The organism is Sphaerisporangium sp. NPDC051011 (assembly GCF_040653595.1).
Lineage (GTDB): Bacteria > Actinomycetota > Actinomycetes > Streptosporangiales > Streptosporangiaceae > Sphaerisporangium.
The window spans coordinates 250,518-275,486 of record NZ_JBFAGG010000004.1 but is presented as its reverse complement, the minus strand read 5'-3'; the positions used below and the strand labels follow the sequence as shown (position 1 = coordinate 275,486).

The following is a 24,969-nucleotide window of genomic DNA, read 5'->3' as shown; positions in this document are numbered from 1 at the left end:
GCACCCCCGTGCCTGAGCCATCGACAGCGCCCCCGCCGCCCGCCGCCACCGCCGCGGCCGGAGCGGCCCCCGAGCGCCCCACGGCGCACGCCGCCGACCTCGTCGTGTTCGGCGGCACCGGCGACCTCTCCATGCGGAAGCTGCTCCCGGCCCTCTATCACAGCGACCGCGACGGGCGGCTCGCGCCGGAGACCCGCATCATCGCCCTGTCCCGCGCCGGGCTCGACGACGCCGACTTCCGCGGCAAGGTCGAGGCCGAGGTGCGGCCCGGCCTGCACGCCGACGACGCCGAGGGATGGGATCGTTTCCTCGGCCGCCTGCACCACGTCACGGCCGACGTCGCCGCCGACACCCAGACCCACCCCGGATGGGGCCGGCTCACCCGCATGCTCGCCGGGCGCGAGGGCTCCGACAGGATCTTCTACCTGGCCAGCCCGCCGATGACGTTCGGCCCGTTCTGCCGCGCCGTGCACGCCGCGGGCCTGGTGACCCCCCGCTCCCGCGTGGTGCTCGAGAAGCCCCTCGGCCGCGACCTCGAGGGCGCGCGGCGCATCAACGACGAGGTCGGCGCCATCTTCGAGGAGCGCCAGATCTTCCGCATCGACCACTACCTGGGCAAGGAGACGGTCCAGAACCTGCTCGTGCTGCGGTTCGCGAACGCGTTCCTGGAGCCGATCTGGAACTCCCTGTGGATCGACCACGTGCAGATCACCGCCGCCGAGTCGGTGGGCACGCCCGGGCGGCGCGGCTACTACGACCACGCGGGCGCGCTGCGCGACATGGTGCAGAACCACCTGCTGCAGCTGCTGTGCCTGGTCGCGATGGAACCGCCCTCGCGGGGCGACCGTGAGTCGATCCGCGACGAGAAGGTCAAGGTGCTCCAGTCGCTGCGGCCGATCAGCGGCACCGAGGCCGACCGGTTCACCGTCCGCGGCCAGTACGCGGCCGGCGAGGTGGACGGGCGCGCCGTCCCCGGCTACCTGGATGAGCCGGACAAGACCCCGCCGACCGACGCCTCGCGGCACGTGGAGACGTTCACCGCGATCCGCGCCGAGGTGAAGAACTGGCGCTGGGCCGGCGTGCCGTTCTACCTGCGCACCGGCAAGCGCATGCCCTACCGCCGCTCGGAGATCGTCGTCCAGTTCAAGGACGTCCCGCACTCGATCTTCCCCGGTGGCAGCCCCAACCGGCTGGTGCTGCGCCTGCAGCCCAGCGAAGGCATCCACCTGCACATCATGGCCAAGGAGCCCGGCGCCGGGGACGTCATCCCGCGCCCGGTCCCGCTCAGCCTCAGCTTCGCCGACACCTTCCGCGCCCGCGTGCCCGAGGCGTACGAACGGCTGCTGATGGACGTGCTCGCCGGCAACCCCACGCTGTTCATGCGCCGCGACGAGGTCGAGGCCGCCTGGAGCTGGATCGACCCGATCATCGCCACGTGGGAGTCGCGCGACGCCCTCCCCGAGCCCTACACCGCCGGCACCAGCGGCCCCGCGGCGGCCCATGAACTGCTCGGCCGCAGCGGCCGTACCTGGCACGAGGAGGACCTGCCGTGAACCGCACCGTCCAGGAGGTCACCGAGCGCCTCGCCGAGCGCAGCGCCCGCACCCGCGACGTCTACCTCGCCCGGGTCGGCGAGGCCGCCCGCGAGGCGAAGCGGCGCGGCCCGGCCCGCACGGCGCTCGGCTGCGCCAACCTCGCCCACGGGTTCGCCGCCTGCTCCCCCGCCGACAAGCTGGTCCTGCGTGGCGCCGAGCGTCCGGGCGTGGCGATCGTGACGGCGTACAACGACATGCTGTCGGCGCACCAGCCGTACGAGACCTACCCGGCCATCCTCAAGGAGGCCGTGCGCGAGGCGGGCGGCGTGGCGCACGTCGCGGGCGGGGTGCCCGCGATGTGCGACGGCGTCACCCAGGGCCGCGCCGGGATGGAGCTGTCGCTCTACAGCCGCGAGGTCATCGCGATGGCCACGGCGATCGCGCTGTCGCACGACATGTTCGACGCCTCGCTGCTGCTCGGCGTCTGCGACAAGATCGTGCCGGGGCTGCTCATCGGCGCGCTGCACTTCGGCCACCTGCCCGCCGTCTTCGTGCCCGCGGGGCCCATGCCGTCCGGACTGCCCAACAAGGTCAAGGCGCGCACCCGCCAACTCTTCGCCGAGGGCAAGATCGGGCGCGGCGAGATGCTGGACGCGGAGGCCAAGTCCTACCACTCCCCCGGCACCTGCACGTTCTACGGCACCGCGAACTCCAACCAGGTGCTCATGGAGGTCATGGGCCTTCACCTGCCGGGCTCCACCTTCGTCAACCCGGGCACCGAGCTGCGCGACGGGCTCACGCGGGCCGCGGCCCGGCGCGCCGTCGAGATCACCGCGCACGGGCCCGAGTACACCCCCGTGGCCGAGGTGGTCGACGAGAAGGCGCTGGTCAACGCCGCTGTGGCACTGCTGGCCACCGGCGGGTCGACCAACCACACCATGCACCTGGTCGCCATCGCCGCCGCGGCGGGCGTCGAGCTGATGTGGGACGACCTGGCCGCGCTGTCCAAGGCCGTCCCCCTGCTCACCCGCATGTACCCCAACGGCCAGGCCGACGTGAACCACTTCCACGCGGCGGGCGGCATGCAGGCGCTGATGGGCGACCTGCTGGACTCCGGCCTGCTGCACGAGGACGTGCTCACCGTCGCCGGGCGCGGGCTCGGCCACTACCGAAGCGCGCCCGCGCTCACCGGCGCCGGCGTCGCCTGGGAGGAGCGGGCGCCCGTCAGCGCCGACCCGGACGTCCTGCGGCCGGTCGCCGACCCGTTCTCGGCCGACGGCGGCATCCACATGCTCAGCGGCAACCTCGGCCGCGCGGTGAGCAAGGTGTCGGCCGTCAGGCCCGAGCACCTGGTGATCGAGGCCCCGGCCAAGGTGTTCGACGACCAGTCCGAGCTGCTCGCCGCGTTCGAGGCCGGGGAGCTGGACGGCCAGGACTTCGTCGCGGTGATCCGCTACCAGGGGCCGAGCGCCAACGGCATGCCCGAGCTGCACAAGCTCACCCCGCCACTGGCCGTGCTGCTGGACCGGGGCCAGCGCGTGGCGATCGTCACCGACGGGCGCATGTCGGGCGCGTCGGGCAAGGTCCCGGCCGCCATCCACCTGTCCCCCGAGGCGGCGGACGGCGGGCCGATCGCGCTGGTGCGCGAGGGCGACCGGGTCCGGCTGGACTCCGGCGCGGGCACGCTCAACGTCCTGCTCCCCGAGGGCGAGCTGGCCTCACGCACCCCCGAAGGCCGGCCGCTGCGCGACGACGAGTGGGTGGGCACCGGGCGCGAGCTGTTCGCCGCGTTCCGACGCGCGGCGGGACCGGCCGAGCGGGGCGCCGGGATCTTCGCCGTGAGCGGCGCGGAGGGCGGCGCGAACGGCCTCGACGCGGAGGCGGCGCGGGCCGCGGCGCTCGTGACGGCCGGCGGAGAGGGACGGGCGTGAGCGGCCCGCCCACGCCGGAGGCCCCCTGGCTGGTCGCCGACGTCGGCGGCACCAACGCCCGGTTCGGCCTGGTCACCCGGCCCGGCGGGCGGCCCGAGAAGATCGTCGTGCTCGCGGTGGCCGAGTTCGACGGGCTGCCGCAGGCCGTGGACGCCTACCTCGGCGACCACGCCGGAGGGGTGCGGCCCGCCGCGGCGAGCCTGGCCATCGCCGGGCCGGTCGCCGGCGACCGCTACCGCCTCACCAACGCGGGCTGGTCCGGCTCGGTGTCCGCCCTCGGCATCCCGCACGTGGAGTTGCTGAACGACTTCGAGGCGCTGGCCCTGGCCCTGCCGCATCTGGAGGGCGGCGACCTGGCGTCCCTGGGCGGCCCCGCCCCCGCCCCGGACATGGTGAAGGCCGTGCTCGGGCCGGGCACCGGCCTCGGCGTGGCCGGGCTCGTCCCCGCCCGCTACGGCTGGGTCCCGGTGCCCGGGGAGGGCGGCCACGTCACGGCGCCCGCCGTCACCGACCTGGAGTACGAGATCGTGCGGGCGCTGCGGGCGGACGGGATGGCGTTCGTGGACGCCGAGCACCTGCTGTCCGGCCCCGGGCTGACGCGCCTGCGTCACGGGCTCGCGCTGGTGAACGGCACGCCGGTCGCGCCGCTTCCCGCGTCCGAGATCGTGGCCCGTGTGGATGATTCGCTGTGCGCGCTTACGGTGGACGTATTCTGCGGGCTTCTGGGAAGCTTCGCGGCGAACGTCGCCCTTACGCTGGGTGCGCGAGGCGGTATCTATCTCGGAGGGGGGATCGTGCCGAGGATCGTCGACCGGATCCGCGCGAGCGACTTCCGCCGCCGGTTCGAGGCCAACCTCGTCCTGTCCGGCTACCTGACGGGCATCGCGACCTCGGCGATCGTCGCCGAACAGCCCGCGCTCATCGGCGCGGCGGCCTGGCTCGCCCAGCGGACGGACCCGTCCCCCGCCGCCACGCCGCACCGCGCCCGCCCCGGATCCCCGGAGGCCCACCCATTCCACGCACAGCAAGCAAGGAGCACGACCACGTGAGCATCCTCGACCTCGCCCCCGTGATCCCCGTGGTCGTCATCGACGACGCGGAGACGGCCGTCCCGCTGGCACGGGCGCTGGTGGCGGGCGGCCTGCCGGTCATCGAGGTGACGCTCCGCACCCCGGCCGCCCTCGGCGCCATCGAGCGGATCGCGGCCGAGGTCCCCAAGGCGATGATCGGCGCGGGCACCGTACGGACCCCCGCCGACGTGCGGGCCTCGGTGGACGCGGGCGCGAAGTTCCTGGTCAGCCCCGGCACCACCCCCGCACTGGCCGACGCGATGCAGGGCGGCGGGCTGCCGTTCCTGCCGGGCGCGGCGACCGCCTCCGAGGTGCTCGCGCTCGCCGAGCGGGGCCTGACCGAGCTGAAGTTCTTCCCGGCCGGTCCGGCGGGAGGGGTCGCGTACCTCAAGGCGCTGGCCGGGCCGATCCCCGAGGTGCGGTTCTGCCCCACGGGCGGCGTCCGCCCGGACAACGCGCGGGAATACCTGGCGCTGCCCAACGTCGGCTGCGTCGGCGGCACCTGGCTCACGCCCCCGGACGCGCTCGCCTCCGGCGACTGGGCCCGTGTCGAGAAGCTCGCCGCCGAGGCCGCCGCCCTCCGCGCCTGACCAGGGTCCCGAACCCCAGCCTCTGACGCGAGGCCGCCGCCCCTCCGCGCATGGGACAATCAACGGCAGGTTCACCCGTAGCGCGATATTTACGCCATGCCCTGGTATGCGGGGATAACCGCCCGTAGCCGGTACGGTGGCCACCTGATGATCGTGTCCGTGACCGCCGCTTGGCCGGGCCGACCCGCCGGTGGCCGACATCGCCGGGGCCATCCCTGCCAAGCCGGCCACGACCTCGTCCGCGCCCACTCCTCCCTCGGGCGCCGGGCGAACGACCATGGAGGTCGCCGCGACCCGATGCGACGTTCATGGATCCCGGGCCCGCGGCCGCCTCACCCGGCGCCCGCGGGCCCCTCTTTACCGCCATTTTTAGAGAGATCCTCTAGAGACTGTCTCTGAATTATCCTAAACTCCGAGGCATGGACGAAGGCGATCGGCCGGGAACAGCCGGGACGGCTGTGGTGACCGGGGGCAATCGGGGCATCGGGCATGCCGTGGCCGCCGCGTTGGTGCGGCGCGGGTGTGACGTGGTCCTGGTGGCGCGGGACAGGGCGCGCGGGGAGGCCGCGCGGGCGTCCCTCGCGGGCCTCGGCGGAGCGCGGGTACAGGTCGTCACCGGCGATCTGTCCTGCGTGCGGACCACCCGAGAGACCGCGGAGGCGCTTCGCCAGGCGTGCCCGCGCATCGACGTCCTGGTGCACAACGCCGGGCTGTGGCCGAGCCGGCGCGCGCTCAACGAGGATGGGCTGGAACAGGCGTTCGCCACCAACCACCTGGCCCCGTTCCTGCTCAACCTCGAACTGGAACCCCTGCTGATCGCCTCCCGGGCCAGAGTGGTGCAGGTCAGCGCCGGTCTGTACGTCAAGGGGCGTGCGGATCCGGAGCGGACGCCGACCGGCATGGACTTCCACCCGATGCGCACCTACGCCGACACCAAGCTGTGCAACCTGCTCCTGGTGCCACTGTTCGCCGGGCGCTGGAAGGATCGGGGGGTGACCGTCAACGCCGTGCACCCCGGAGTGATCCGCACCGGCCTGGGCGACCGCCGCGGGCTCGCCGGGCACGCGCTCAGAGTGGTGAAGCTGCTGTGGAAGAGCCCGGAGGCGGGGGCGCGGCCCGTCGTCCGGCTGGCGCTGTTGCCCGAGGCCGCCGGGTGGACCGGCCGCTATTTCCACCTGGAGGACGAGACGCCCCTCGCCTCGGTCGCCGCGGACACGGCGCGCGCGGAGGCGCTGTGGGCGCAGGCGCTGGACCTGACCGGCATCGCGGCCGCCCCATCGCCATCCCCCGAACCGCGATGATGTCCCCCAAGCAGTCCAGGGGCGAGGCGACGGCCGAGAAGGCCCTGCGCGCCGCGCTCGATCTCTACGCCGCCAAGGGGCACGCCGGCCTGACGATGACCGCGCTGATCATCGAGACCGGCATCAGCAGCGGCAGCCTCTACCACCACTTCGGCGGCGTCGACGGGCTCGCGGCGGCCCTCTACGCCCGCTGCGTGTCCGCCCTGATGGAGGCGCTCGTCGCCGCGCTCGAGGGCTCCGCGACGGCGCGGGACGGGGTGCGCGCGCTCGTCGAGGCGTACCTGCGGTTCGTCCAGGAGAACCGGGCGGCGGCGCACTTCGTCCACGCCTCCTCATACGCGGACTTCCTGCCTGCCCACGCCGAGGCGCTCGCGGCGGCGAAGGCCCCCCACATGCGGCGCATCGGCGAATGGCTCCGTCCGCACGTCGAATCCGGCCGGCTCGCCGACCTTCCCGACCCGCTCACCGAGATGCTCGTGATCGGCCCGGTCGCCGAGATCTCCCGCCGGTGGCTCGCCGGGGCGCCCGGCGCCGACCTCACGGCGGCGACCCGCCTGCTCCCCGAACGCATCTGGCGGTCGATCCGCGGCGACGATGCCGGTTCCGGTGGCGGCTAGGCGAGGTCGCGCGCTGACAATGGGCTGCTGACGTCCTCCAGGGATCTGCGTTCGGCGTCCACCGCGAGGACGAGAGCGACCAGGCCCGCGGCGATCATCATGGCCGCTGCGAACAGGTAGCCGTAGAACAGGCGGGACGGGTCGGTGTGGCCGCGTTCGCCGATCAGCGCACCGAAGACGGCCGGGCCGACCGCCCCGAAGGCCTGCGCGACCGAGAAGAACAGCGCGATGACCAGCGCGCGGATCTCCAGCGGGAACAGCTCGCTGACCGTCAGGTAGCCGGAGCTGGCCGCGGCCGAGGCGATGAAGAAGATCACCGACCAGAGCAGGGTCTGGGTGGTCGCGTCCAGCGCCCCCTCCCTGAACAGCCAGCCGGTGATCGCGAGCAGCACCCCCGAGACGATGTACGTGCCGGAGATCATCGCCCTGCGGCCGAGCGTGTCGAACAGGTGCCCGAGCACCAGCGGCCCCGCGAGGTTGCCCAGCGCGAAGGCGAACAGGTACTTCGAGGCGTCGTGCGGCGAGACCCCGTAGTACGCGCCGAGAACGAGCACGTAGGTGAAGAAGATCGCGTTGTAGAGGAACGACTGGCTGATCATCAGCGTCGCGCCGAGCGCCGTGCGCCCCGGGTAGTCCCGCAGCAGCACCCGCGCGATCTCGCGGTAGGACGGGGCGCCGTACGGGCGGATCTCCAGAACCTTGCCCGCGTCCACCGGCGGCAGCGGGCGCCCGGCCTCGGCGACGGCCGCCTCGACCGTGCGCGCGGCCTCCTCGGCCTCCTCGTGACGGCCGTGCATGAGCAGCCAGCGCGGGCTCTCGGGAAGGGTGCGGCGCAGCACCCAGATCACCGCGCCCAGCACGGGACCGATCAGCAGGCCGATGCGCCAGCCGACATTGACGGGCAATGCGTCCGGATTTAGTAGGACATATGTGCTCGCTGTGCCGATCATCGCGCCGAGCCAGTACGTCCCGCTCACCGCCAGGTCCACCCGGCCCCGGTAACGCGCGGGGATCAGCTCGTCGATCGCCGAGTGGATCGCCGCGTATTCGCCGCCGATGCCCGCCCCGGCGAAGAACCGGAAGAACAGCAGGAACGCCAGATTCGGCGACAGCGCCGTGATGCCGTTCGCCGCCAGGTACAGGCCGAGCGTGAGGATGAACAGCTTGCGCCGCCCGAACCGGTCCGACAGCCGCCCGAACACCAGCGCCCCCGCCACCTCGCCGATCAGGTACACCGTCGCGGTGAAACCCACCTCGACGGCGGACAGCCCGAGCGTCCGCCGGTCCTGGAGCACCGACCCGACCGCCCCGGCGATCGTGATCTCCATGCCGTCCAGCACCCACGCCACGCCGAGCGCGAGCACCAGCCGCGTGTGGAACCCCGACCACGGCAGCCGATCCAACCGCGCCGGCACCAGACTGCGCACCACCCGAGACATGGTGACCCAGCGTAGTGGCGCACGACGGATCGTAGGCGCAGGTGAAGGTCGCCGCGCTCTTCTGTACCGCGGCCGGGGTCCGAGGGCCGGGATGACCCGGTCCTTGGACCCCGGCCATCCCGGCCCAAGAGCTGCTCACATGGGTTTGATCTTCGTTACCCGCGACCCGGGCCGCCCAGTGGAGCCGGACGGCTCAGCGGGTCGCCGGCGAAGGCGGCGTAAGGCGTGGTTCCAGGTTCTTGACCGGGTTGAAGGAACCGGCCGAGCGCCGGATCATAAAGTCGGCCGCCCATCCAGACGGTCCCGTCCGGGGTTTCCGCCGACCGCTGGGCGCCACCACTCCAGCCGTACCGCCGCGCCTGCGACCGAGCGACGCCGTACTCGTCGTAGTCGAGAACGGTCGCGGCACTTGTGCCGAGATCCAGCTCGGTGCCCACGTCGCCGTGGAGGGTGGTGAGCTGCACGCGCACCGACCCGGTATTCCCGGTGAGCGCCGCCAGGCGCCCGTCCGGGCCGGTGACGTTCCTGGTGATCTCACCGGTTGAGGCGTTCTCCAGGGTCCAGGAGGGCGAGTCGCCCTCGGAGCCGTAGTGGTGGACCTTGGTCACACCCGTGTCCAAGGTCAGCGACCGGACCCGGTCCCTGGCGTCCAGCGCCCAGGTCATCGTCCGCAAGCCGGCCGTCTGCCGGTAGGGGGTGCCGTTGACGTGATACTCCACCGTCCGGCCACCGGGCAGCGAGGTGGTACGACCCAGCGCGTCGTAGCCGTATCCGCCGCCGGAGAGCCGGTCCGCCGCGTCATAGGTGTAGGAGGTGACGGCCGCCGCGGCGTCGTCCGCCTTCGGGCAGTCGAATTCCAGGCTCTGGGTGGCCAGGCGGCTGCGGTTGGTGGTGTTCACGTCGAAGGAGTAGCGGCGTAGGGAGCAGGACAGCAGGGTGAACTCCAGGACGGAGGTCAGCCGCCCCGCCTTGTCGTAGCCGAGCTCGCGGTCGATGATCGCGTCGGTGCGCAGGTTCAGCAGCCACTGCCCGTGCACCGACGCGGCCGCCTGGTCGATCATCACCGGTCCGTCCAGGCCGTCCTTGGTGTAGACCCGGGCGAACTCGGCTCCGAGTTCGTCGCGCGGGATCGCCAGGTGCAGCCCGCCGGGCAGATCACCACCGATCATCGCCCCCTGCTCGTCGTAGCGGGCGGTGAACGTGCCCGCCACCGAATCGGTGACCGAGGTCACCAGCCCGCGCGGCTCGGCGGCATGGTCGTAGGCGTATGTGGAGACCGAAGGCGCCGAGTCGCTGACCTTGACCCGGCGGCCGAGGTCGTCGTACTCGGTGCGGGTGACCCCGCCGTCGGCGTCGGTGACCGAGATCACCCGGCCCAGCCGGTCGTAGACAGTCACGACCCGTTCCACCACCTTGCCCGCGGCGTCCAGGCGCTGGTCCTCCCGCACCCTGCCGGTGCCCGGGTCGTAGTAGAGGTTGGCCGGCGCCACAGCCCGGCCTGCCCCTCCGGTGACCCACGTCGTGACAGGCCGCCCGGCGGTGTCGTAGTTGGTGTGAGTGGTACCGGTGACGGCACCGGCGGACTCCGCCGCGGTCTTCCTGCCGCCGAACCGCGTGTAGGTGAAGGTCTTCACCGGGGCCGCGCCGCTGCCGACCGGCGTCTCCTGGCACACCAGCCCAGCCCATTCCGGGCGTCCGCCACACGTCCCCGAGCCGCCGGCCTCGTAGTAGGTGGTCTCGACCGCGCCCCCCTTCGGCTGGGTGGTCTTGACGACCCGGCCCGCCGTGTAGGCCGAGGTCGTGGTGATCGCCAGCCCACCCGGGTCCCGGACGATCTTGGTGGGCAGCCCCGCGTTCCAGTCGTAGATGGTGGTTGTGGTGCGCACGTCGGCGTCGGGTGAGCTCTCCCTGCCGACGATCCTGGCGCCGACCTTGACCGTGGTGACCAGGTCCCGGGTGCCGGCGTCGGATGGCCGCCCCTCGTCATAGGTGTTCACGGTGCGCATCCTGGCGCCGATCGCGTATCCGGCGGGCAGTTCCAGCTCCGCGCCGGGCACGGCCGTCTCCAGCGTGACAATGTGGACCGGGCCGAGCTCCTCCAGCTTGCGGCGTCCGGTGGCGTCGTAGACCACGCGGGTGGACAACAGCTCAGCGCGCTCGGGCGCGTCGAACTGGGTGATGGCGAGCTCGGCCAGACGATAGTTGTCCTCATCCAGTGCCAGCGCCCGGTTGTGCGCGCTGAGCCGCCGGACCGTGTGACCGTACTTGTCGTACTCGGCGACGGCCAGATGGCCGCCAGGGCTCAGGGTGTTGACCGCCCGGCCGTCGGCGTCGAGGTAGGTCACCGTGGCGCGGGCCCACGAGGCCTGAGCACCGGTGTGCGACGCGGGCCGCTGGTCGTTCGGGAAGATCGCGGTGGCGGTCACGGGGTTGTCCTGCTGGCCCCAGACCGCGGTGTGCTTCGCCAGCAGATCGGCCGGCCCCCTGGCCGCCTTGTCCAGCGGCACCCCGTACACCAGGCCGGTGGCCGCCTCACCCGCGACCTGATCCGCCGTGCCCGGCTTGAGGGTGGGCCGGGAGACCGTCAGCAGTCGGCCATCGGTGTCGTACCCGTAGGTCCAGGCCAGCTCACCCGGCGGGGTGAGCGAGATGACGCGGCCCGCCGTGTCGTAGCCGTAGGCGGTCTTCAGCGCGGGAGTGATCCTGGGGTCCCAGGCCTCGCGCAGCCGGCCGGTGGCGTCATAGGCGTACTGGGCGATCGCGACCGGGGCCTCCATCACGGCCTGCCCGGCGCCGTCCCCGGGCGTTGCTCCGTGGAAGAGCACCTTGCCGACCCGGCCCGCCTGGTCGCCGAGGCTCGTACCGCTCGCGGTGGTCGTGGTCGCGTAGACCAGTTCCAGCACGCGGCAGCCCACCGCGGGCGACGGCAGCGTGCACCCCGCCGCCGAACTGCCCGAGATGACGGCCTTCAGTCTGGTCTGGCCGTTCACGACCTCGTAGAGGTTACCGCCGGGCACATAGACCTCCCCCTGCTTGGTGAAGGTCGTGACCGAACCCCGGCCGTCCTTGAGCGTGTAGCTGCCGGCGAGGGTCAGCTCCTCGGCGCCCCTCTCCGGCTTCCAGCCGCTCGCGGTCCTGGTGAACTGGATCGGCGTGCCGTCGGCGAGCAGCAACTCCACCGAACTCGGCGAGGTCTCCCGCAGAGAGGCGTACGGCGAGACGCCGCCCACCGACCACTCGGGCCCGAAGGGCGCGACCAGACCGGCGACCCTGGCACCGAGCTTCGGGTCGCGCGAGCCCGCCGCACGAGACAGCGACAGACCGAACTCCGCCGCCTCACTCGCCCGCACGACGTGATCACCGGTCAGCAGGTTCACCGTACCGGGACCGATCTGTTCTGCCGTCTGTTCTGCCGTCTCTTCTGTCGTCTCCACCGTCGCCGCGCCGGTGCCCCGCCTGTCGACGACCACGTCCACGGGATCCGAGGCGCCCGTGGTCCCCGGCGCCGAGAAGACGGCGCGTACCTGAACCGCGCCGTCACCGCCGAGCTGGTCGGCGAGGTTCCAGGTGAGCCCGGAGACCGTACTCGTGCGGCCGGTGACGGTGACCGCAACCGGCCACGCGGCCAATGGCTTGCCGCCCGCACCCAGCACGTACGCCACCGGGATGTCGGCCCAGGCGTCGGTCTCGGCCCGCCGCCACTGGAACGTGGCGCCGTCGAACCCGCTGCCGGTCGCGGCCAATCCGATCTCGCGGACGGTCCGCCGGCCGTCCACGGGCGAGACCAGCGCGACCGCCCCCGGGCCCGAACCGACGTTGAACGTGTGGGTGACGGTCGGCGAGGTGTTGCCTGCCTTGTCGATCGTGTACGCGTACAGCGTGTGGGCACCGGTCGTGGCGGGCGTCACGCTGACCGAGATGGCGGCGCCTGTGGTGGGCACCGTGACCGTGGCGCCGCTGTCGAGGCGGTAGGCGACCGAGCCGGTGTCGGCGGACGCGGGCGTGATCGTGAAGGTGCCCGCCTTGCCCGCGGCGCCGCGCCAGGAACCGTCGGCGGGGTAGTCGGCCGAGGTGACCGTGGGCGCGGGCGGCTTGACGGTGTCGACGGTGAAGGTGTAAGTCCCGTAGGACTTGGAGTTCAGCGAGCCGTCGTTGGACCAGGCGCGGATGGCGTAGGTCTTACCCGAGACGAGCTTGCCCGCGGGCACGACCGCCGACGAGAAGCCGCCGCTGGGCACGTAGCCGCCGTACAGGTTGTCGATGACCAGCGTGCCACCGTCGTAGACGTCGAAGAGGCCGCGTACGTTGCCGCCGTCGGCGTCGCCGACGTGGGCGCGGAGCTGCGGAGTCGCGGTGGTGGTCCAGTTGACCGAGTCGTAGGCACTGGCCGGCGTGACCCACGTGCTCACGGGCTTGGTCGGGTAGGAGTTGTAGGTCACCGCGATGTACGGCAGGTGAGACGAGGCGTTACCGGAGTTGAACCGCTTCCACCCGAACTCGTCGGTTTCACTTTCGGCTCGCAGGCCCATGCCGGACTCCGTCCAGCCGTTGTCGGCCCAGTACTGCGCCAGTGACGTCACGTTGGCGCTCACCCAGCCATCGGCGCACCCGGTCCCATACCCCTTGGTCTGCGTCGAGGTGGCGTAGCGGGTGGCCAGCGCGGGGCCCGGCCAGCGGGAGGAGGTCGAGGCCCTGTTCGCCGACCAGACCTCCCAGCCCCGGGCGTTACACGACCAGGAGTGGTAGTTCCACAGGCTGAGCGTGGCCGACACGATCTTCTTGCCCGCGATGCCCGGCGTCTTCCAGGTGATGAAGGACCGGGCCACCTGTCCGCTCCCGTTGTTGCCGATCTTCAGCTCGGTCGCGCCGGACTGGTCGGTGCCGTACCCCTCCTGGACAAAGGTGTCGAAGACCTGGCCGAGGTTGAGCGCCGGGTCGACGGTGACCGGATAGACCGTCGCCGGGTCATTGAGGAAGGCGGGGTCCGGAGTGAGCACCAGCTCGTCACCGGACAGCTTCATGCCCACCCGGGCGCGGTGCCGGTGCTCGCCGGAGCCCGGGTCCACCTGAGCGTCCCACATCTCCGGCGCGGGAATGGTGATGACCTGCCTGCCGTTGCGGTCGGTCAGCTCCACCCCGCCCTCGGCCGTCTGGCGCGGCTTCATGCCGGGCGCCACGATCCTCAGGGAGTAGGACAGAGCCCGGTCAGGAACGCGGTTGAGGCGCAGGAACTGCTCGGCTCCGGTCCGCGTGGCCGAGACGATGAGGTCGGCGCCGGGCAGCACTTCCGGGTAGGTGGCGCTCTCACCGGCGAGCCGGGGCGCGGGCAGACTCCCCTTCCACTGCAGGGTCGCCTTCTCCGCCCCCTCCCCCAGCGTGATGAGGTCCACGCCCGCCGCGCCCCGGCGCAGGTCGGAACGGCCGCCGAACCGCAGCCCACGGCGATGCCCCCGGGCCGCGACCTCGCCGCTCGGGGTCGTCTTGAGGGAGATGTCCACCGGCGCCCAGGTGTCGCCCTGGCGGAACCGGATCGGTCCGGCGAACGCCTCCATGGTGAACGAGCCATCAGGGTTGGCGTAGGTCGTGGCGGTCTCGGTCCGCGCGGACTCCGCCTCCACCCGCTTGCCCGTCAGCCTGGCGGTGAGCCGTGCCGAGGCCTCGTCGGGGGCGACGGGATCGGCCCCTGCCGAGGCCGACGGATCAGCGGAGGCGGCTGAGGCTGGGGCAGCAGGGGAAGGGGCGGGCTCGGCCGCATGCGCCGCCTCCGCCTGAGAGATGTTCACGGCTGTCAGGGCGAGCACGACGGCCAGGCTGCCGGCGATCGCCCGTGACGTGATGGTGCTCATTGTGCTCCGGTCGAAGAAGGAAGGGCATGCGACAGCGACGCCCCCGCCCGCAGGCGGGGGCGTCGGGCGTGCTTACTTGGTCGAGCAGCTCTTCTTGCGGACCTCACCCCAGACGATCGGGCCGGGCCACTGCGCCCGGATCGCGAAGCACTGATTCTGGTTCGCCGCATCTCTGATCGTGCGGACGAACGTGACGATGCCGGCGGCGACCCCCACCTTGCAGATCAACTTGACCTTGCCGTTCTTGACCTTGTCGCAGGCCGCCTTCAGCACCTCGACGGCCGCGGCGGCACCGGCGTAGAGCCAGGTGCTGTAGATCTTCTTGGTGAGGGTGCGGGAGAAGATGACCCGGCACATGGCCTTCCACCACTCACACTCCAGCTTGAGCGCCGGGTCGGCGACCACCGGGTAGGCGGCGCCCGCGTGGTGGACGGTCTGGATCAGCGTCATGCCCTCGACGCGATAGGAGGTCGGTACGGGGTTGCCGTTCGCGTCCTTGGCCCAGGGCGTGTCGATCTCGGCCACGTACATGTCGTCGGTGTAGATGAGGACCGTTTGGTCGTCCTCTTCGACCTCGAGTGTGCTGTTCTCCGGAGCGCTGATCGGGAAGCGGTACTCGGTGGGCGCGGAGGCGTCCTTGATGACGGTGAGCACCCGGCCGATCTCGCCGGTGCGCTGGTGGGCGAAGGCGACGCCCGGCTTGGTGGCGCTGTAGGTCACCAGACCCGGCAGCGGGTGGTTGCCGGTCCCCGCGGCATCGGGCGCTCCAATGCCGATCTCCACGTCGCTGACGTTGAGACGGAGCGTACGGTCGGGCGCAATGGAGAAAGCCCGCTGCGTGTTGCCCTCGGGGATCTCGGTCGGAGGAGTCGTCCCGGCCTCCGCGACCAGGTCGGGCACGACCCGGGTGAGTGCCGGGAGAGCGGGGTCGTCGGCCGCGACGGCGGGCGTGCCGTACACGCTCGCCGTGCCCACCGAGAGGGTGGCGACCAGTAGGGCGACGACCACCCGTTTGCCGATGCGCATGGGTATCCTTCCACGTGCGAAAGGGGAGGAACGCAAACGCCGCAAACCGTAATGATCTTGACTGTACGGTCGACTACCGTGCAGTAAACACATGATGATCATGAAGTGGATGGGCGGCGACGCCGTCCTTACAGGTTGCGCCTCTTCGCCCCTTGCAGGCTCCCGCCCGGGAGGCCACCACCGCCGTAAGCGGGCCGTGTCCTTTTCATCAGGACCGGCCGTCCATTGACATTACTCGGAGAATTATTGACGCGGCCCGAAGACGTGACGCCGGAACCGGCGCGGGCCGGACGCTAATCTCCCTGTTCGTGACGGGACCGGTTGATTCTAGCGATTCCAATGATTCCAGGAGAAGGTCTTTTCGCGTGCTCGCGCGCCGAGCGCGGACGGGGACCGGAATGGCCGGGGCGCTCGCGGCCCTGGCCATGGTCACGGGCGCGCCCGCGGACGCGACGACCGGACGCTTCAACGGCGGCTTCGAGTCCCCGGCGATTCGGCCCGGCGCCTACCGCACCTTCGCCACCGGGCGGACGATCGGCGCGTGGACGGTTCGCCGCGGCAGCGTCGACCTGATGGGACGCGGCCTGTGGCAGGCGGCCGAGGGCGTCCAGGCTCTCGACCTGAACGGCTCGGGCCCCGGCGCGATAACGCAGACCTTCGGCACGCTGCCGCTCGTCAAGTACGAGATCGGTTACCGGCTCGCGGGAAATCCCGGCGGCGCGCCCGCGGTGAAAAGCGGGGAGGTCCGAATAGGCGGCGAGCCCGCGCAGGACTTCTCCTTCGACGTCACCGGCAGGAGTTCGGCCGCCATGGGATACGTGCACAAGAAGGTGACCTTCATCGCCACCGGCCTGTCCACGACCGTGGAATTCCTCAGCACCGCCCCCGGCGCCTACGGCCCGGTGATCGACGACATCACCGTGAAAAGCTGCCTGGTCATCATCTGCCACCTGTGACGGCACCGGCGATTACCGAGCGTGAGGCCCCGGCCGGCCCGCGCCCAAGGCCGCGCGCCGGCGCCCTGGGCACGGGAGGGCGGGCATCTCAGGGACTCGCTGCCTCCGGGGGCGGCTCCAGCACGACGGCGGCCATGCGCAGCGTCAGCTCCTGCACTAACTCGTCCATGTTCTGGCCGGTCTGCGCCCGTACCAGCGACAGGGCCAGCTCGGCGAGCAGGCAGAATCCGCGGACGCGGGCCGCGTCGTCGGGAAAGGCGCCCAGCAGCGCCTCGGCGCCGGCCAGGTCACCGCGGTGTTTGGCCGCGATGACCCCCGCCGCGCGCTGGGCGTGCCCGAAGAGCTGCTCGGCGTGTGTCCGGTTCATCCCAGCCTGGGGATCGCCGAGCCGGCGGCGCGGGCGGCCTCGAACCGGGCGGCGACGTCGGCCCAGTCGACCAACCCCCACAGACGGTCCACATAGTCCGGGCGCACGTTGCGGTACTGCAGGTAGTAGGCGTGCTCCCAGGCGTCGAACACCAGCAGCGGCGTCGAGCCCTGCCCGACGTTGCCGTGGTGGTCGTACACCTGCTCCACGATCAGCCGCCGACCCAGCGGCTCCCAGGCGAGCACTCCCCACCCCGAGCCCTGCACGGTCTTGGTCGCCGTGGATAGCTGCGCCGCGAACGCGTCGAACGTGCCGAAGTGCTCGTCGATGGCGGCGGCCAGTTCCCCCTCGGGCCCGCGAGGACCTGTTCCTGGAGGCGTCAGGGCTGGGCCGCGCGGGCCAGGAGGGTCTTTTCGGTTATGGGGTTTTCGTGGGTGCCTTTGGTGGTGCAGGCGTGGGCGCCGGCCGCGCCTCCCAGGCGGGCGCAGTCCTCTAGGGGGAGGGATTGGAGGTGGCCGTAGAGGAACCCGGAGACGTAGGCGTCGCCGGCGCCGTTGGTGTCGATCACCGGGGCCGGGGGTGCGACGGCGGGGACGTGGGCGGGGGCGCCTGACGAGTCGGCGAGGAGGTACGAGCCGGAGGCGCCCGCCGTGCAGACGACGAGGGACGCGCGGCCCCGGGTGAGGATGTCGCGCATGACGGCGGCCGGGTCGTCCAGCTTGGCCGCGGACAGGAAGACCAGGTCGGAGCCGTAGGCGAAGTCCTTGTGGTGGTCGTCGCGGCCGTTCCAGTCGTGCAGGTCGGTCGAGACGGGGACGCCGAGGTTCCGCAGGTCCGGGTACAGGTGGCGGGAGAAGTCGGTGATCGACAGGTGGACGTGCCGGGCCCTGCGGATCGCGGGGAGGTAGAGGTCGCGGGGCAGCCTCTGGCCGGGCGCGAAGCGGGGATCGAACAGGGAGGTGCGCCGACCGTCGGGGCCGACGAGCAGGACGCTGCGCCGCGTCCCCTCGGGCACCACGGACCACGCGAAGCCGACGCCCCGGGCCGCGAAGTGGTCTCGGATCAGCGCGCCCTGGGGGTCGTCGCCGATGAGGTCGATCAGCAGCGCCCGCATGCCGAGCGCGTGACAGCCGAGGACGACGCCGCTGCCGGTGTTACCGATTCGGTCGATCACCGGCGGCACGGCGTAGGTGTCGGCGTACGGCAGGGGCAGTTCAGGCACGTAGACGGTCGTGTCGACCCCCGCCCCGCCCACCACGACCACGTCCCAAGAGGCGGGCGCACCGGCCGGATGGTCTGCGGTGGGTTCCGTCGTCATCGATTCCCCCCGTCTCGAGCTGCCGCCCGGCACGCGACGGGCTCGTGCCCACGGTACGGCCTCCGGCACCGACCCGGACGCGCGCACGACGACGCACGCGCCCACGCCTGGGCGGAGTCCCGGGAGATGGGCGCGGGCGGCCGGGAAGCATGGCCGCCCGCGCCCGGAGTCAGGCGAGGCAGGGGTTCTCGACCGCATTCAGGCGGCCGAGGTTCTTGCCGACCTGGGCCTGGAAGGCCTTGGTGTCCAGATACGGGAGTACGCGCACCTGGCTGCGCATGAGGACCTCCGGCTTGGCCGGAGACGCCGGTTTCCTGTACCAGAAGACCACGTAGGAACGGGCACGCCAGTCGTCACTGGTCACCACCACCGTGCCCGGGGCCCGCGCGGTGAAGTCCACGCAGGTCAGAGTGCGCGCGCCGGCGCCGTCCCCGCGTCCCCACTCGCCGACCGCCGCGACGCGTCCGTTCGCGGGGACGCTGATCTCGGTGGTGAAGCCGGCGAGCTTCTCCGCGGGAGTGGACTCACCCCACGCCGGGGCGGTCTCGTTGATCTCAGGCGGTCTACGCTCCTCGGCCGCCGCCATGGTGGCGGTCACCACGTTGAGGATCCGCTCGTGTACCCCGGCGTCGCTCAGGACGCACTTGTGCCCGAAGAGCGCGGAGCCGCAGCTCACGATCGTGTTACGGGCGGCGTACGGGCTGACGTTCCACCACGGAGGCGCGACGAGATCCTCCCGGTTGGTGGCGCTGAACAGTTGCAGCGAGGTCGCCCTGGGCACGGCGCCGTCCTGGCCGAATGACCGCTGCCCCCGCCAGTCGTAGGAGACGTCACTGCGAAAACCCCGGTGCGGCCATCCGGCGGTGCACAGCAGGAGGAACTCGTCCCACGGCAACCCCTCCAGCCGTGGCGTGGCGACCTGGTTCTTCTCGCTGGTGGGTCCGCAGTAGTTGGCTTTGTCCTCGGCCTGGGGCGTGTTCCTGTCGTCCGGCCAGAAACCGTAGGGCATGGAGTCCAGGGTGATGACGGGGGTGCGCCGGCCGGGGCTTCGGTGGCCGACGGTCCTGTCGGCGGCCCAGCGGGTGGCCACCGTCCCGCCCTCGCTGTAGCCGACCAGCACGATGTCCGCCTCCGGACGCTCTTCGTGGATCTTGCCGATCTGGGTGTCGAGGTGGCCGGAGCTCACGCTCAGCGGCACCCAGGTGTCGCGGCCACCGTAGGGATTGGGCATGCCTTGCTCGTTCAGTCCCCGGTAGGAGAAGGGCGACCAGAACAGCCGGGAGCGGTCGGTGGTGTTGCACTGCTTGGTCAGCGTCCGCCCGGGCGACAGGTCGGCGCAGCCGAGCGCGGTCAGCACGCCGCCGAAGGAGTTCTGTCCGGCGACCTGCTTCCAAGCGCTGTCCTTGGTCGGCGAGGAGTCCTCTCCCCCGGTGAGGCCATACGGGCCGATACCCTTGAGGAAGATCACCACGGTGTCCGCCGGCACGCCGGCCGACCCGGACGCGGTGTCGGAGACTCCCCGCGCGCTGACGGTCAGGGTCACCTCGATCGGCGCGGTGCTGTCCCCGTAGTCGTAGTCGATGACCGGCCCCAGCCCGGACCGCCGTTCCTCACCTCGGGCGAAGATCCATCGGTACTCCGCCTCGGCTCCGGCGGGGACCACGCTGCCGGAGGCGTCGAAGTGGATCTTCCGCGCGAACTCGTGCGGCTCGGCCGTGTAGCGCGCCTCGACGATGGTGGACGGAAAACCGAGGTCGATGGGGCCGGCGGAGTAGGTGTCCTCCCCTGTGGTGGAGCCGGATCGGTCGAGGACCAGGACCAGGCGTTCGGTGCCCGCGCCGTCGCCGAGGACGACCGTGCCGCCGCCGGGCATGTTCCGCGTCCACGGCAGGGGCAACGTGAAGGTGGTGGAGCCGGATCCGCTGCCGTCGGTGGTGAGGACGACCCCGTCGATCTTGAGCGCGTTGTCGGAGTAACAGCCGGGAGCCTCCTCCCAGCCTTCGACGCTGAACGCCTGGGAGGGGTGGAGGTCGTCCGTGACGTTCACGGTGACCTCCATGCTCTGCTCGGTCAGGACCACCGTCACGGTCCCGGCCTCCTGCTGCTGCGGGTGGCCGGCGCAGTCGACGCCGCCCACCCGGTGCAGCGGCGCGGTGACGGTACGGCTTTGCGGTGGGTCGGTCGCCAGGGCAGCCTCCTGGGGCACGACGAGCGGGCCGCTGAAGAACAGGGCCAGCGCGGCGACCATGAGCGATCTGCTTGCGCGCACGTGTGATCTCCGAATCTTCGCCAGGGAAAGGACACGAAAGGGCTGTCCTCATCACTGTCGAAGCTCTGCGTTACCGTGCGCTTGCGAAACGCGACATTCCTTCGCCGGCCGACCGGCAAGCCACCCGCAACCTCAGCGGGTCAGGCGGGGGCCGGAGCCGGTGCTGCCTCTTACCACCAGTTCGGGCTGGAAGACGAGTTCCATGTTCTTGGGGGCGGCGCCGTTGATCTCTTCGAGGAGGGTCTGGACGGCGGCGGTGGCCATGGCGCCGATCGGCTTGCGGACCGTGGTGAGGGGCGGGTCGGTGAAGGCGATGAGCGGGGAGTCGTCGAAGCCGACCACCGAGACCTCGCCGGGCACCGACAGGTCGCGCTCGCGGGCCGCGCGGATCGCGCCGAGCGCCATCAGGTCGCTCGCGCAGACGATGCCCGTGCAGCCGCGCCCGATGAGCGCGCTCGCCGCGGCCTGGCCGCCCTCGACGGAGAACAGCGAATGCTGGATCAGCGGCTCGCAGTCGGTGACGCCGAGGAGCTGCGACATGGCCTGCGTGAAGCCCTCGATCTTCCTGATGACCGGGACGAACCGCCGCTGGCCGAGCGCGAGGCCGATGCGTTCGTGACCGAGGTCGGCCAGGTGCTGGACGGCGAGGCGCGCCGCCAGCCGGTCGTCGGGAGAGATGAAGGGCGCCTGGATGTGCTCGCTGTAGCCGTCGACCAGCACGATGGGCAGGCCCCGGTCGGTGAGCCGGGTGTAGCGGTCCATTCTCGCGGTGGTGTCGGCGTGCAGGCCGGAGACGAAGATGATGCCGCTGACGTCGCGTTCGAGCAGCAGCTCGGTGAACTCGTCCTCGGGGGCGCCGCCGGGGCTCTGGGTGCACAGCACGGGTGTGTACCCGTGCTGGGTGAGCGACCTCTCGATGGCCTGGGCGAAGGCCGGAAAGATGGGGTTGTCGAGCTCGGGGGTGACGAGCCCGATGAGCCCGTTGCTGCGCTGGCGCAGGCGCTGCGGGCGTTCGTACCCCATCAGGTCGAGCGCGGTGAGGACGAGTTGGCGTGTGCCGGCGGACACGCCCGACTTGCCGTTCAGCACGCGGCTGACCGTGGCCTCGCTCACGCCGGCCTGGGCCGCGATGTCGGAGAGCCGGGCGTTACCGTTCATGGCCGCTACTTTACGCATCACCGGATGCCCACCACGCGCAGGAATCGGCGGCGAGCCGGACGACGCCGTCCTGTTCGGCCACGGGTGCGCTGGACAGGAGCAGGCGGCCGGGCGAGGGCAGCTCGACAGGGTCCGCCGAGGTGTTGACGGTGCAGACGAACCGCCCGCCCCGGGAGAAGACCAGCGTGCCCGAGGGGGATTCCTCCCAGGTGAGCGCGCCGTCGCCGAGGGACGGGTGCTCGCGGCGCAGCCGCAGGGCCTCGCGGTACAGCGTCAGGGTGGAGGCGGGGTCGGCGAGCTGTGACTCCACGCTGAGCGGCCCCCAGGCGGCCGGGACGGGCAGCCAGGTGTCCTCGATGCCGGGCGGGCTGAACCCGAACGGCGGCTCGGAGTGCGCCCACGGGATGGGGACGCGGCAGCCGTCGCGCCCCGCCTCGGGGTCGCGCAGCCGCTGCGGGTCCTGGCAGACCTCCTCGGGCAGGTCGAGCACCTCGGGGAGGCCGAGCTCCTCGCCCTGGTAGATGTACGCGGACCCGGGCAGGGAGAACATCAGCAGCGCGGCGGCGCGGGCCCTGCGCAGGCCGAGGTCGCCGCCGCCGTAGCGGGTGACGTGCCGCCGGACGTCGTGGTTGGACAGCACCCAGGTGGTGGGCGCGCCGACGGGGGCGACGGTGGCCAGGGACTCGTCGATGACGGCGCGCAGCATCTCCGCGTCCCACGGGGTCTTCAGGAAGTGGAAGTTGAAGGCCTGATGCAGCTCGTCGGGCCGTACGTAGCGGGCGAGGCGCTCCTGGGACGGCGCCCAGGCCTCGGCGACGCCGATGCGCTCGCCGGGGTAGGAGTCGAGGACGCGGCGCCAGGCGCGGTGGATCTCGTGCACGCCGTCCTGGTCGAAGTAGGGCAGGACGGCGGTGCCGAGCATCTCGGCCTGGCCGGCGGAGCCGATGTCGGGGAGCCCCGCCTCCTTGACCATGCCGTGGGCGACGTCGACGCGGAAGCCGTCGACGCCGAGGTCGAGCCAGAAGCGCATGATCGCCTCGAACTCGGCGTGGACCTCGGGGTCGTCCCAGTTGAGGTCGGGCTGGGCGGGGGCGAACAGGTGGAGGTACCACTCGTCGCCGGGCAGCCGCGTCCACGCCGGTCCCCCGAAGACCGACTCCCAGTCGTTGGGGGGCAGTTCCCCATCCTCGCCGCGGCCGGGGCGGAAGATGTACCGCTCGCGCTCAGGGCTGCCGGGGCCGGCCTGGACGGCGGCCTGGAACCAGGCGTGCCGGTCGGAGGTGTGGTTGGGCACGACGTCGGTGATGACCTTCAGCCCGTGGCGGTGCGCGTCCTCGATGAGGGCCTTGGCGTCGGCGAGAGTGCCGAAGATCGGGTCGACGTCGCGGTAGTCGGCGACGTCGTACCCGAAGTCGGCCATGGGAGAGGTGTAGAAGGGCGTGAGCCAGATGGCGTCCACGCCGAGCTCGGCCAGGTAGCCGAGCCGGCTGCGGGCGCCGAGCAGGTCGCCGACGCCGTCGCCGTTGCCGTCGGCGAACGAGCGGACGTAGACCTGGTAGATCACCGCGTCTCGCCACCAGCGGGTGGCCGCGCGCGCTTCATGGACTTCGCGAACGGCGTCGGTCATTACAAATCCCCGATTCTCTGAAATGTCAGGACAGATACCACGGACGTGTCACGACTTCGTGGCACCGGCGGTCAGCCCGGTGACGAGATGGCGCTGGACGAGCAGGAAGACGGCCGCCGCGGGCACCGCGATCAGCACCGAGGACGCGGTGAGCAGGCCCCACTCGGCCTTGTGCTGGCCGACGAACTGCCCGAGGCCCACGGCCAGCGTGTACTTGTCGTCGCCGGTCATGAACGCCGTCGCGTACGCGACCTCCGCCCACGCGGTGATGAAGGAGTAGAACGCCGCGACCGCGAGCCCCGGCCTGGACAGCGGGAGGATGAGCCGCCAGAACGTGCCGAACGGCGTCAGTCCGTCCACCCGCCCCGCCTCGTCGATCTCGACGGGCACGGTGTCGAAGTAGCCCTTCATCATCCAGGCGCAGAACGGCACCGTGGAGGTGAGGTAGGCGATCACCAGGCCCGGGAACTGGTTGATCAGCCCGAGGCCGGCGAGCAGGTTGTATATGGGGACGATGAGGATCGCCACCGGGAACATCTGCGTGACCAGCAGCATCCACATGATCGAGCGGAAGCCGGGGAACCGGAAGCGGCTGACCGCGTACCCGGTGGTCGCCGACAGCACCACGCCGAGGACGGTGGTCATGGCCGCGACGAGCAGCGAGTTGAACAGCCAGCGCGGGAACGCCGTGTCCCCCAGCACCTGCGCGTAGTTGGCGAGGCTCGGGTCGTCGAACAACCGCACGGTGGTGGACTGCCAGGCGTCCCTCGGCTTGAGGGAGGTCAGCACGAGCCAGGCCACCGGGAAGACCGCGACCAGACTGGCCACGACCAGCGTCGCGTGCAGGGCCAGGGACGCGCCCGCGCTCCGGGAGCCCCGCCCGCGGGTCGCCGGGATCACGGCGCCCGCCGTGTCGGTCGTACTCACCACGCCTCCCCCTGCCTGCGCAGCACCCGCCGGTAGACGACGGCCATGACGATGAGCAGCACGAGGATCAGCACGCCCCACGCCGCCGAGCCCGAATAGTTGCGGATGCCCTCGAACGCCTGCCGGTAGGCGTAGGTCACGAGGATCTCGCTGGACCCGCCCGGCCCGCCCCGGGTGACCAGGAAGATCACCGGGAACTGGTTGAAGGTCCAGATCGTGCCGAGCAGCACCACCGTGCTGGAGACCGGCCTCAGTCCGGGCAGGGTGATGTGCCTGAAGCGCTGCCAGGGCGTCGCGCCGTCGACCTCGGCCGCCTCGTGGAGCTCGCGCGGGATGGCCTGGAGGCCGCCGAGCAGCGCGAGCATCATGAACGGCACGCCGAGCCAGACGTTCACCGCGATGACCGACACCTTCGCCCAGAAGGGGTCGTCCAGCCAGTCCAGTCCGCCGAGCCCCGCGGCGCGCAGCATCGCGTTGACGACGCCGAACTCGCCGTTGAGCAGGTACCGCCAGATGAAGGCCGAGACGAACGCGGGCACGGCCCAGGGCAGCACGAGCAGCATGCGGTACAGCGAGCGCAGGCGCAGCGGCCGGTTGAGCAGCAGCGCGAGGCCGAGCCCGATGCCGTAGTGCAGCGCGACGCAGACGACCGTCCAGGTGATCGTCCAGGCGAGCCGGGACAGGAACTCGCCGGAGGTGACGATCGCGGTGTAGTTGGAGAGCCCGACGAACTCGTACGTCGAGGGGATGGTGTTCATCCCGATCGTCCGGCCCATGTTGGCCTCGGTCGCGTCGGTGAGCGACAGGTAGACGCCGCGCACCAGTGGGTAGCCGATCAGCACGAGGGTCACGATGACCACCGGCGCGCACATGGCCCACGCGTACCAGTGCCGGGAGAGCAACCCGCCGGCCTTCCCCCGGGATCTCGGGCCGCGGGCACGGCCGCGGGCGGTTGCGCCCGCGGCCGTCCCGTCAACGACCTGCGTCGTCAT

General features: G+C 71.6%; 18 protein-coding genes. 7 read left to right on the top strand and 11 right to left on the bottom strand.

The genetic code is table 11. The features are described from left to right. Positions 1-104 precede the first annotated feature (104 nt). From zwf to AB0H21_RS11425, 6 genes are all read left to right on the top strand, one after another. Entirely contained in the window at positions 105-1,553 is a 1,449-nt protein-coding gene (gene zwf / locus AB0H21_RS11450) for a glucose-6-phosphate dehydrogenase (RefSeq protein ID WP_358515409.1), read from the top strand. Further along, positions 1,550-3,466, top strand: coding sequence for a phosphogluconate dehydratase (gene edd, locus AB0H21_RS11445; protein ID WP_358514675.1), 1,917 nt, complete (start codon positions 1,550-1,552; stop codon positions 3,464-3,466). Before zwf ends, edd begins: the two co-directional genes overlap by 4 nt. Further along, positions 3,463-4,515, top strand: a complete 1,053-nt coding sequence (locus AB0H21_RS11440) for a glucokinase (protein WP_358514673.1) — start codon at positions 3,463-3,465, stop codon at positions 4,513-4,515. The genes edd and AB0H21_RS11440 overlap by 4 nt, the downstream gene beginning before the upstream one ends. Beyond that, on the top strand, positions 4,512-5,126 hold the full coding sequence (gene eda / locus AB0H21_RS11435) for a bifunctional 4-hydroxy-2-oxoglutarate aldolase/2-dehydro-3-deoxy-phosphogluconate aldolase (RefSeq protein WP_358514671.1): 615 nt from the start codon (positions 4,512-4,514) through the stop codon (positions 5,124-5,126). The genes AB0H21_RS11440 and eda overlap by 4 nt, the downstream gene beginning before the upstream one ends. Positions 5,127-5,545: 419 nt before the next feature. Then, positions 5,546-6,427, top strand: a complete 882-nt coding sequence (locus AB0H21_RS11430) for an SDR family NAD(P)-dependent oxidoreductase (protein ID WP_358514669.1) — start codon at positions 5,546-5,548, stop codon at positions 6,425-6,427. After that, entirely contained in the window at positions 6,424-7,044 is a 621-nt protein-coding gene (locus tag AB0H21_RS11425; protein ID WP_358514667.1) for a TetR/AcrR family transcriptional regulator, read from the top strand. Before AB0H21_RS11430 ends, AB0H21_RS11425 begins: the two co-directional genes overlap by 4 nt. Here AB0H21_RS11425 and AB0H21_RS11420 read toward each other — a convergent pair. The 3 genes from AB0H21_RS11420 to AB0H21_RS11410 form a co-directional block, all read right to left on the bottom strand. Then, positions 7,041-8,483, bottom strand: coding sequence for an MFS transporter (locus AB0H21_RS11420; RefSeq protein ID WP_358514665.1), 1,443 nt, complete (start codon positions 8,481-8,483; stop codon positions 7,041-7,043). The genes AB0H21_RS11425 and AB0H21_RS11420 overlap by 4 nt on opposite strands. A gap of 155 nt (positions 8,484-8,638) precedes the next feature. Continuing rightward, positions 8,639-14,329, bottom strand: coding sequence for a DNRLRE domain-containing protein (locus tag AB0H21_RS11415; protein ID WP_358514663.1), 5,691 nt, complete (start codon positions 14,327-14,329; stop codon positions 8,639-8,641). Positions 14,330-14,401: 72 nt separating this feature from the next. Continuing rightward, positions 14,402-15,355: a hypothetical protein gene (locus AB0H21_RS11410; RefSeq protein WP_358514661.1), complete on the bottom strand. Its 954-nt coding sequence runs from the start codon at positions 15,353-15,355 to the stop codon at positions 14,402-14,404. Between the two features lie 365 nt (positions 15,356-15,720). Here AB0H21_RS11410 and AB0H21_RS11405 point away from each other — a divergent pair, with 365 nt between their 5' ends. Beyond that, complete coding sequence (locus AB0H21_RS11405) at positions 15,721-16,311, top strand: choice-of-anchor C family protein (protein ID WP_358514659.1); 591 nt, start codon at positions 15,721-15,723, stop codon at positions 16,309-16,311. Positions 16,312-16,399: 88 nt separating this feature from the next. Here AB0H21_RS11405 and AB0H21_RS11400 read toward each other — a convergent pair whose 3' ends face one another. The 8 genes from AB0H21_RS11400 to AB0H21_RS11365 all read right to left on the bottom strand — a co-directional run bounded on the left by AB0H21_RS11400 (position 16,400) and on the right by AB0H21_RS11365 (position 24,969). After that, positions 16,400-16,678, bottom strand: coding sequence for a hypothetical protein (locus AB0H21_RS11400; protein WP_358514657.1), 279 nt, complete (start codon positions 16,676-16,678; stop codon positions 16,400-16,402). Further along, positions 16,675-17,019 (bottom strand): Fe-Mn family superoxide dismutase, encoded by a 345-nt coding sequence (locus AB0H21_RS11395; RefSeq protein WP_358515406.1) that lies wholly within the window; start codon positions 17,017-17,019, stop codon positions 16,675-16,677. Before AB0H21_RS11395 ends, AB0H21_RS11400 begins: the two co-directional genes overlap by 4 nt. Before the next feature lie 38 nt (positions 17,020-17,057). Next, positions 17,058-17,996 carry a PfkB family carbohydrate kinase gene (locus AB0H21_RS11390; RefSeq protein WP_358514655.1) on the bottom strand — a complete coding sequence of 313 codons (939 nt, stop codon included), beginning with the start codon at positions 17,994-17,996 and terminating at the stop codon, positions 17,058-17,060. A 169-nt stretch (positions 17,997-18,165) separates the two neighbouring features. After that, positions 18,166-20,265: a hypothetical protein gene (locus AB0H21_RS11385; protein WP_358514653.1), complete on the bottom strand. Its 2,100-nt coding sequence runs from the start codon at positions 20,263-20,265 to the stop codon at positions 18,166-18,168. Between the two features lie 132 nt (positions 20,266-20,397). Then, entirely contained in the window at positions 20,398-21,423 is a 1,026-nt protein-coding gene (locus AB0H21_RS11380) for a LacI family DNA-binding transcriptional regulator (protein WP_358514651.1), read from the bottom strand. A gap of 10 nt (positions 21,424-21,433) precedes the next feature. Beyond that, positions 21,434-23,050, bottom strand: a complete 1,617-nt coding sequence (locus AB0H21_RS11375; RefSeq protein ID WP_358514649.1) for a glycoside hydrolase family 13 protein — start codon at positions 23,048-23,050, stop codon at positions 21,434-21,436. A 48-nt stretch (positions 23,051-23,098) separates the two neighbouring features. Next, positions 23,099-23,977 carry a carbohydrate ABC transporter permease gene (locus AB0H21_RS11370; protein WP_358514647.1) on the bottom strand — a complete coding sequence of 293 codons (879 nt, stop codon included), beginning with the start codon at positions 23,975-23,977 and terminating at the stop codon, positions 23,099-23,101. Next, the gene (locus AB0H21_RS11365; RefSeq protein ID WP_358514645.1) at positions 23,974-24,969 is read right to left on the bottom strand and encodes a sugar ABC transporter permease; all 996 of its coding nucleotides are present in this window, start codon (positions 24,967-24,969) and stop codon (positions 23,974-23,976) included. Before AB0H21_RS11365 ends, AB0H21_RS11370 begins: the two co-directional genes overlap by 4 nt.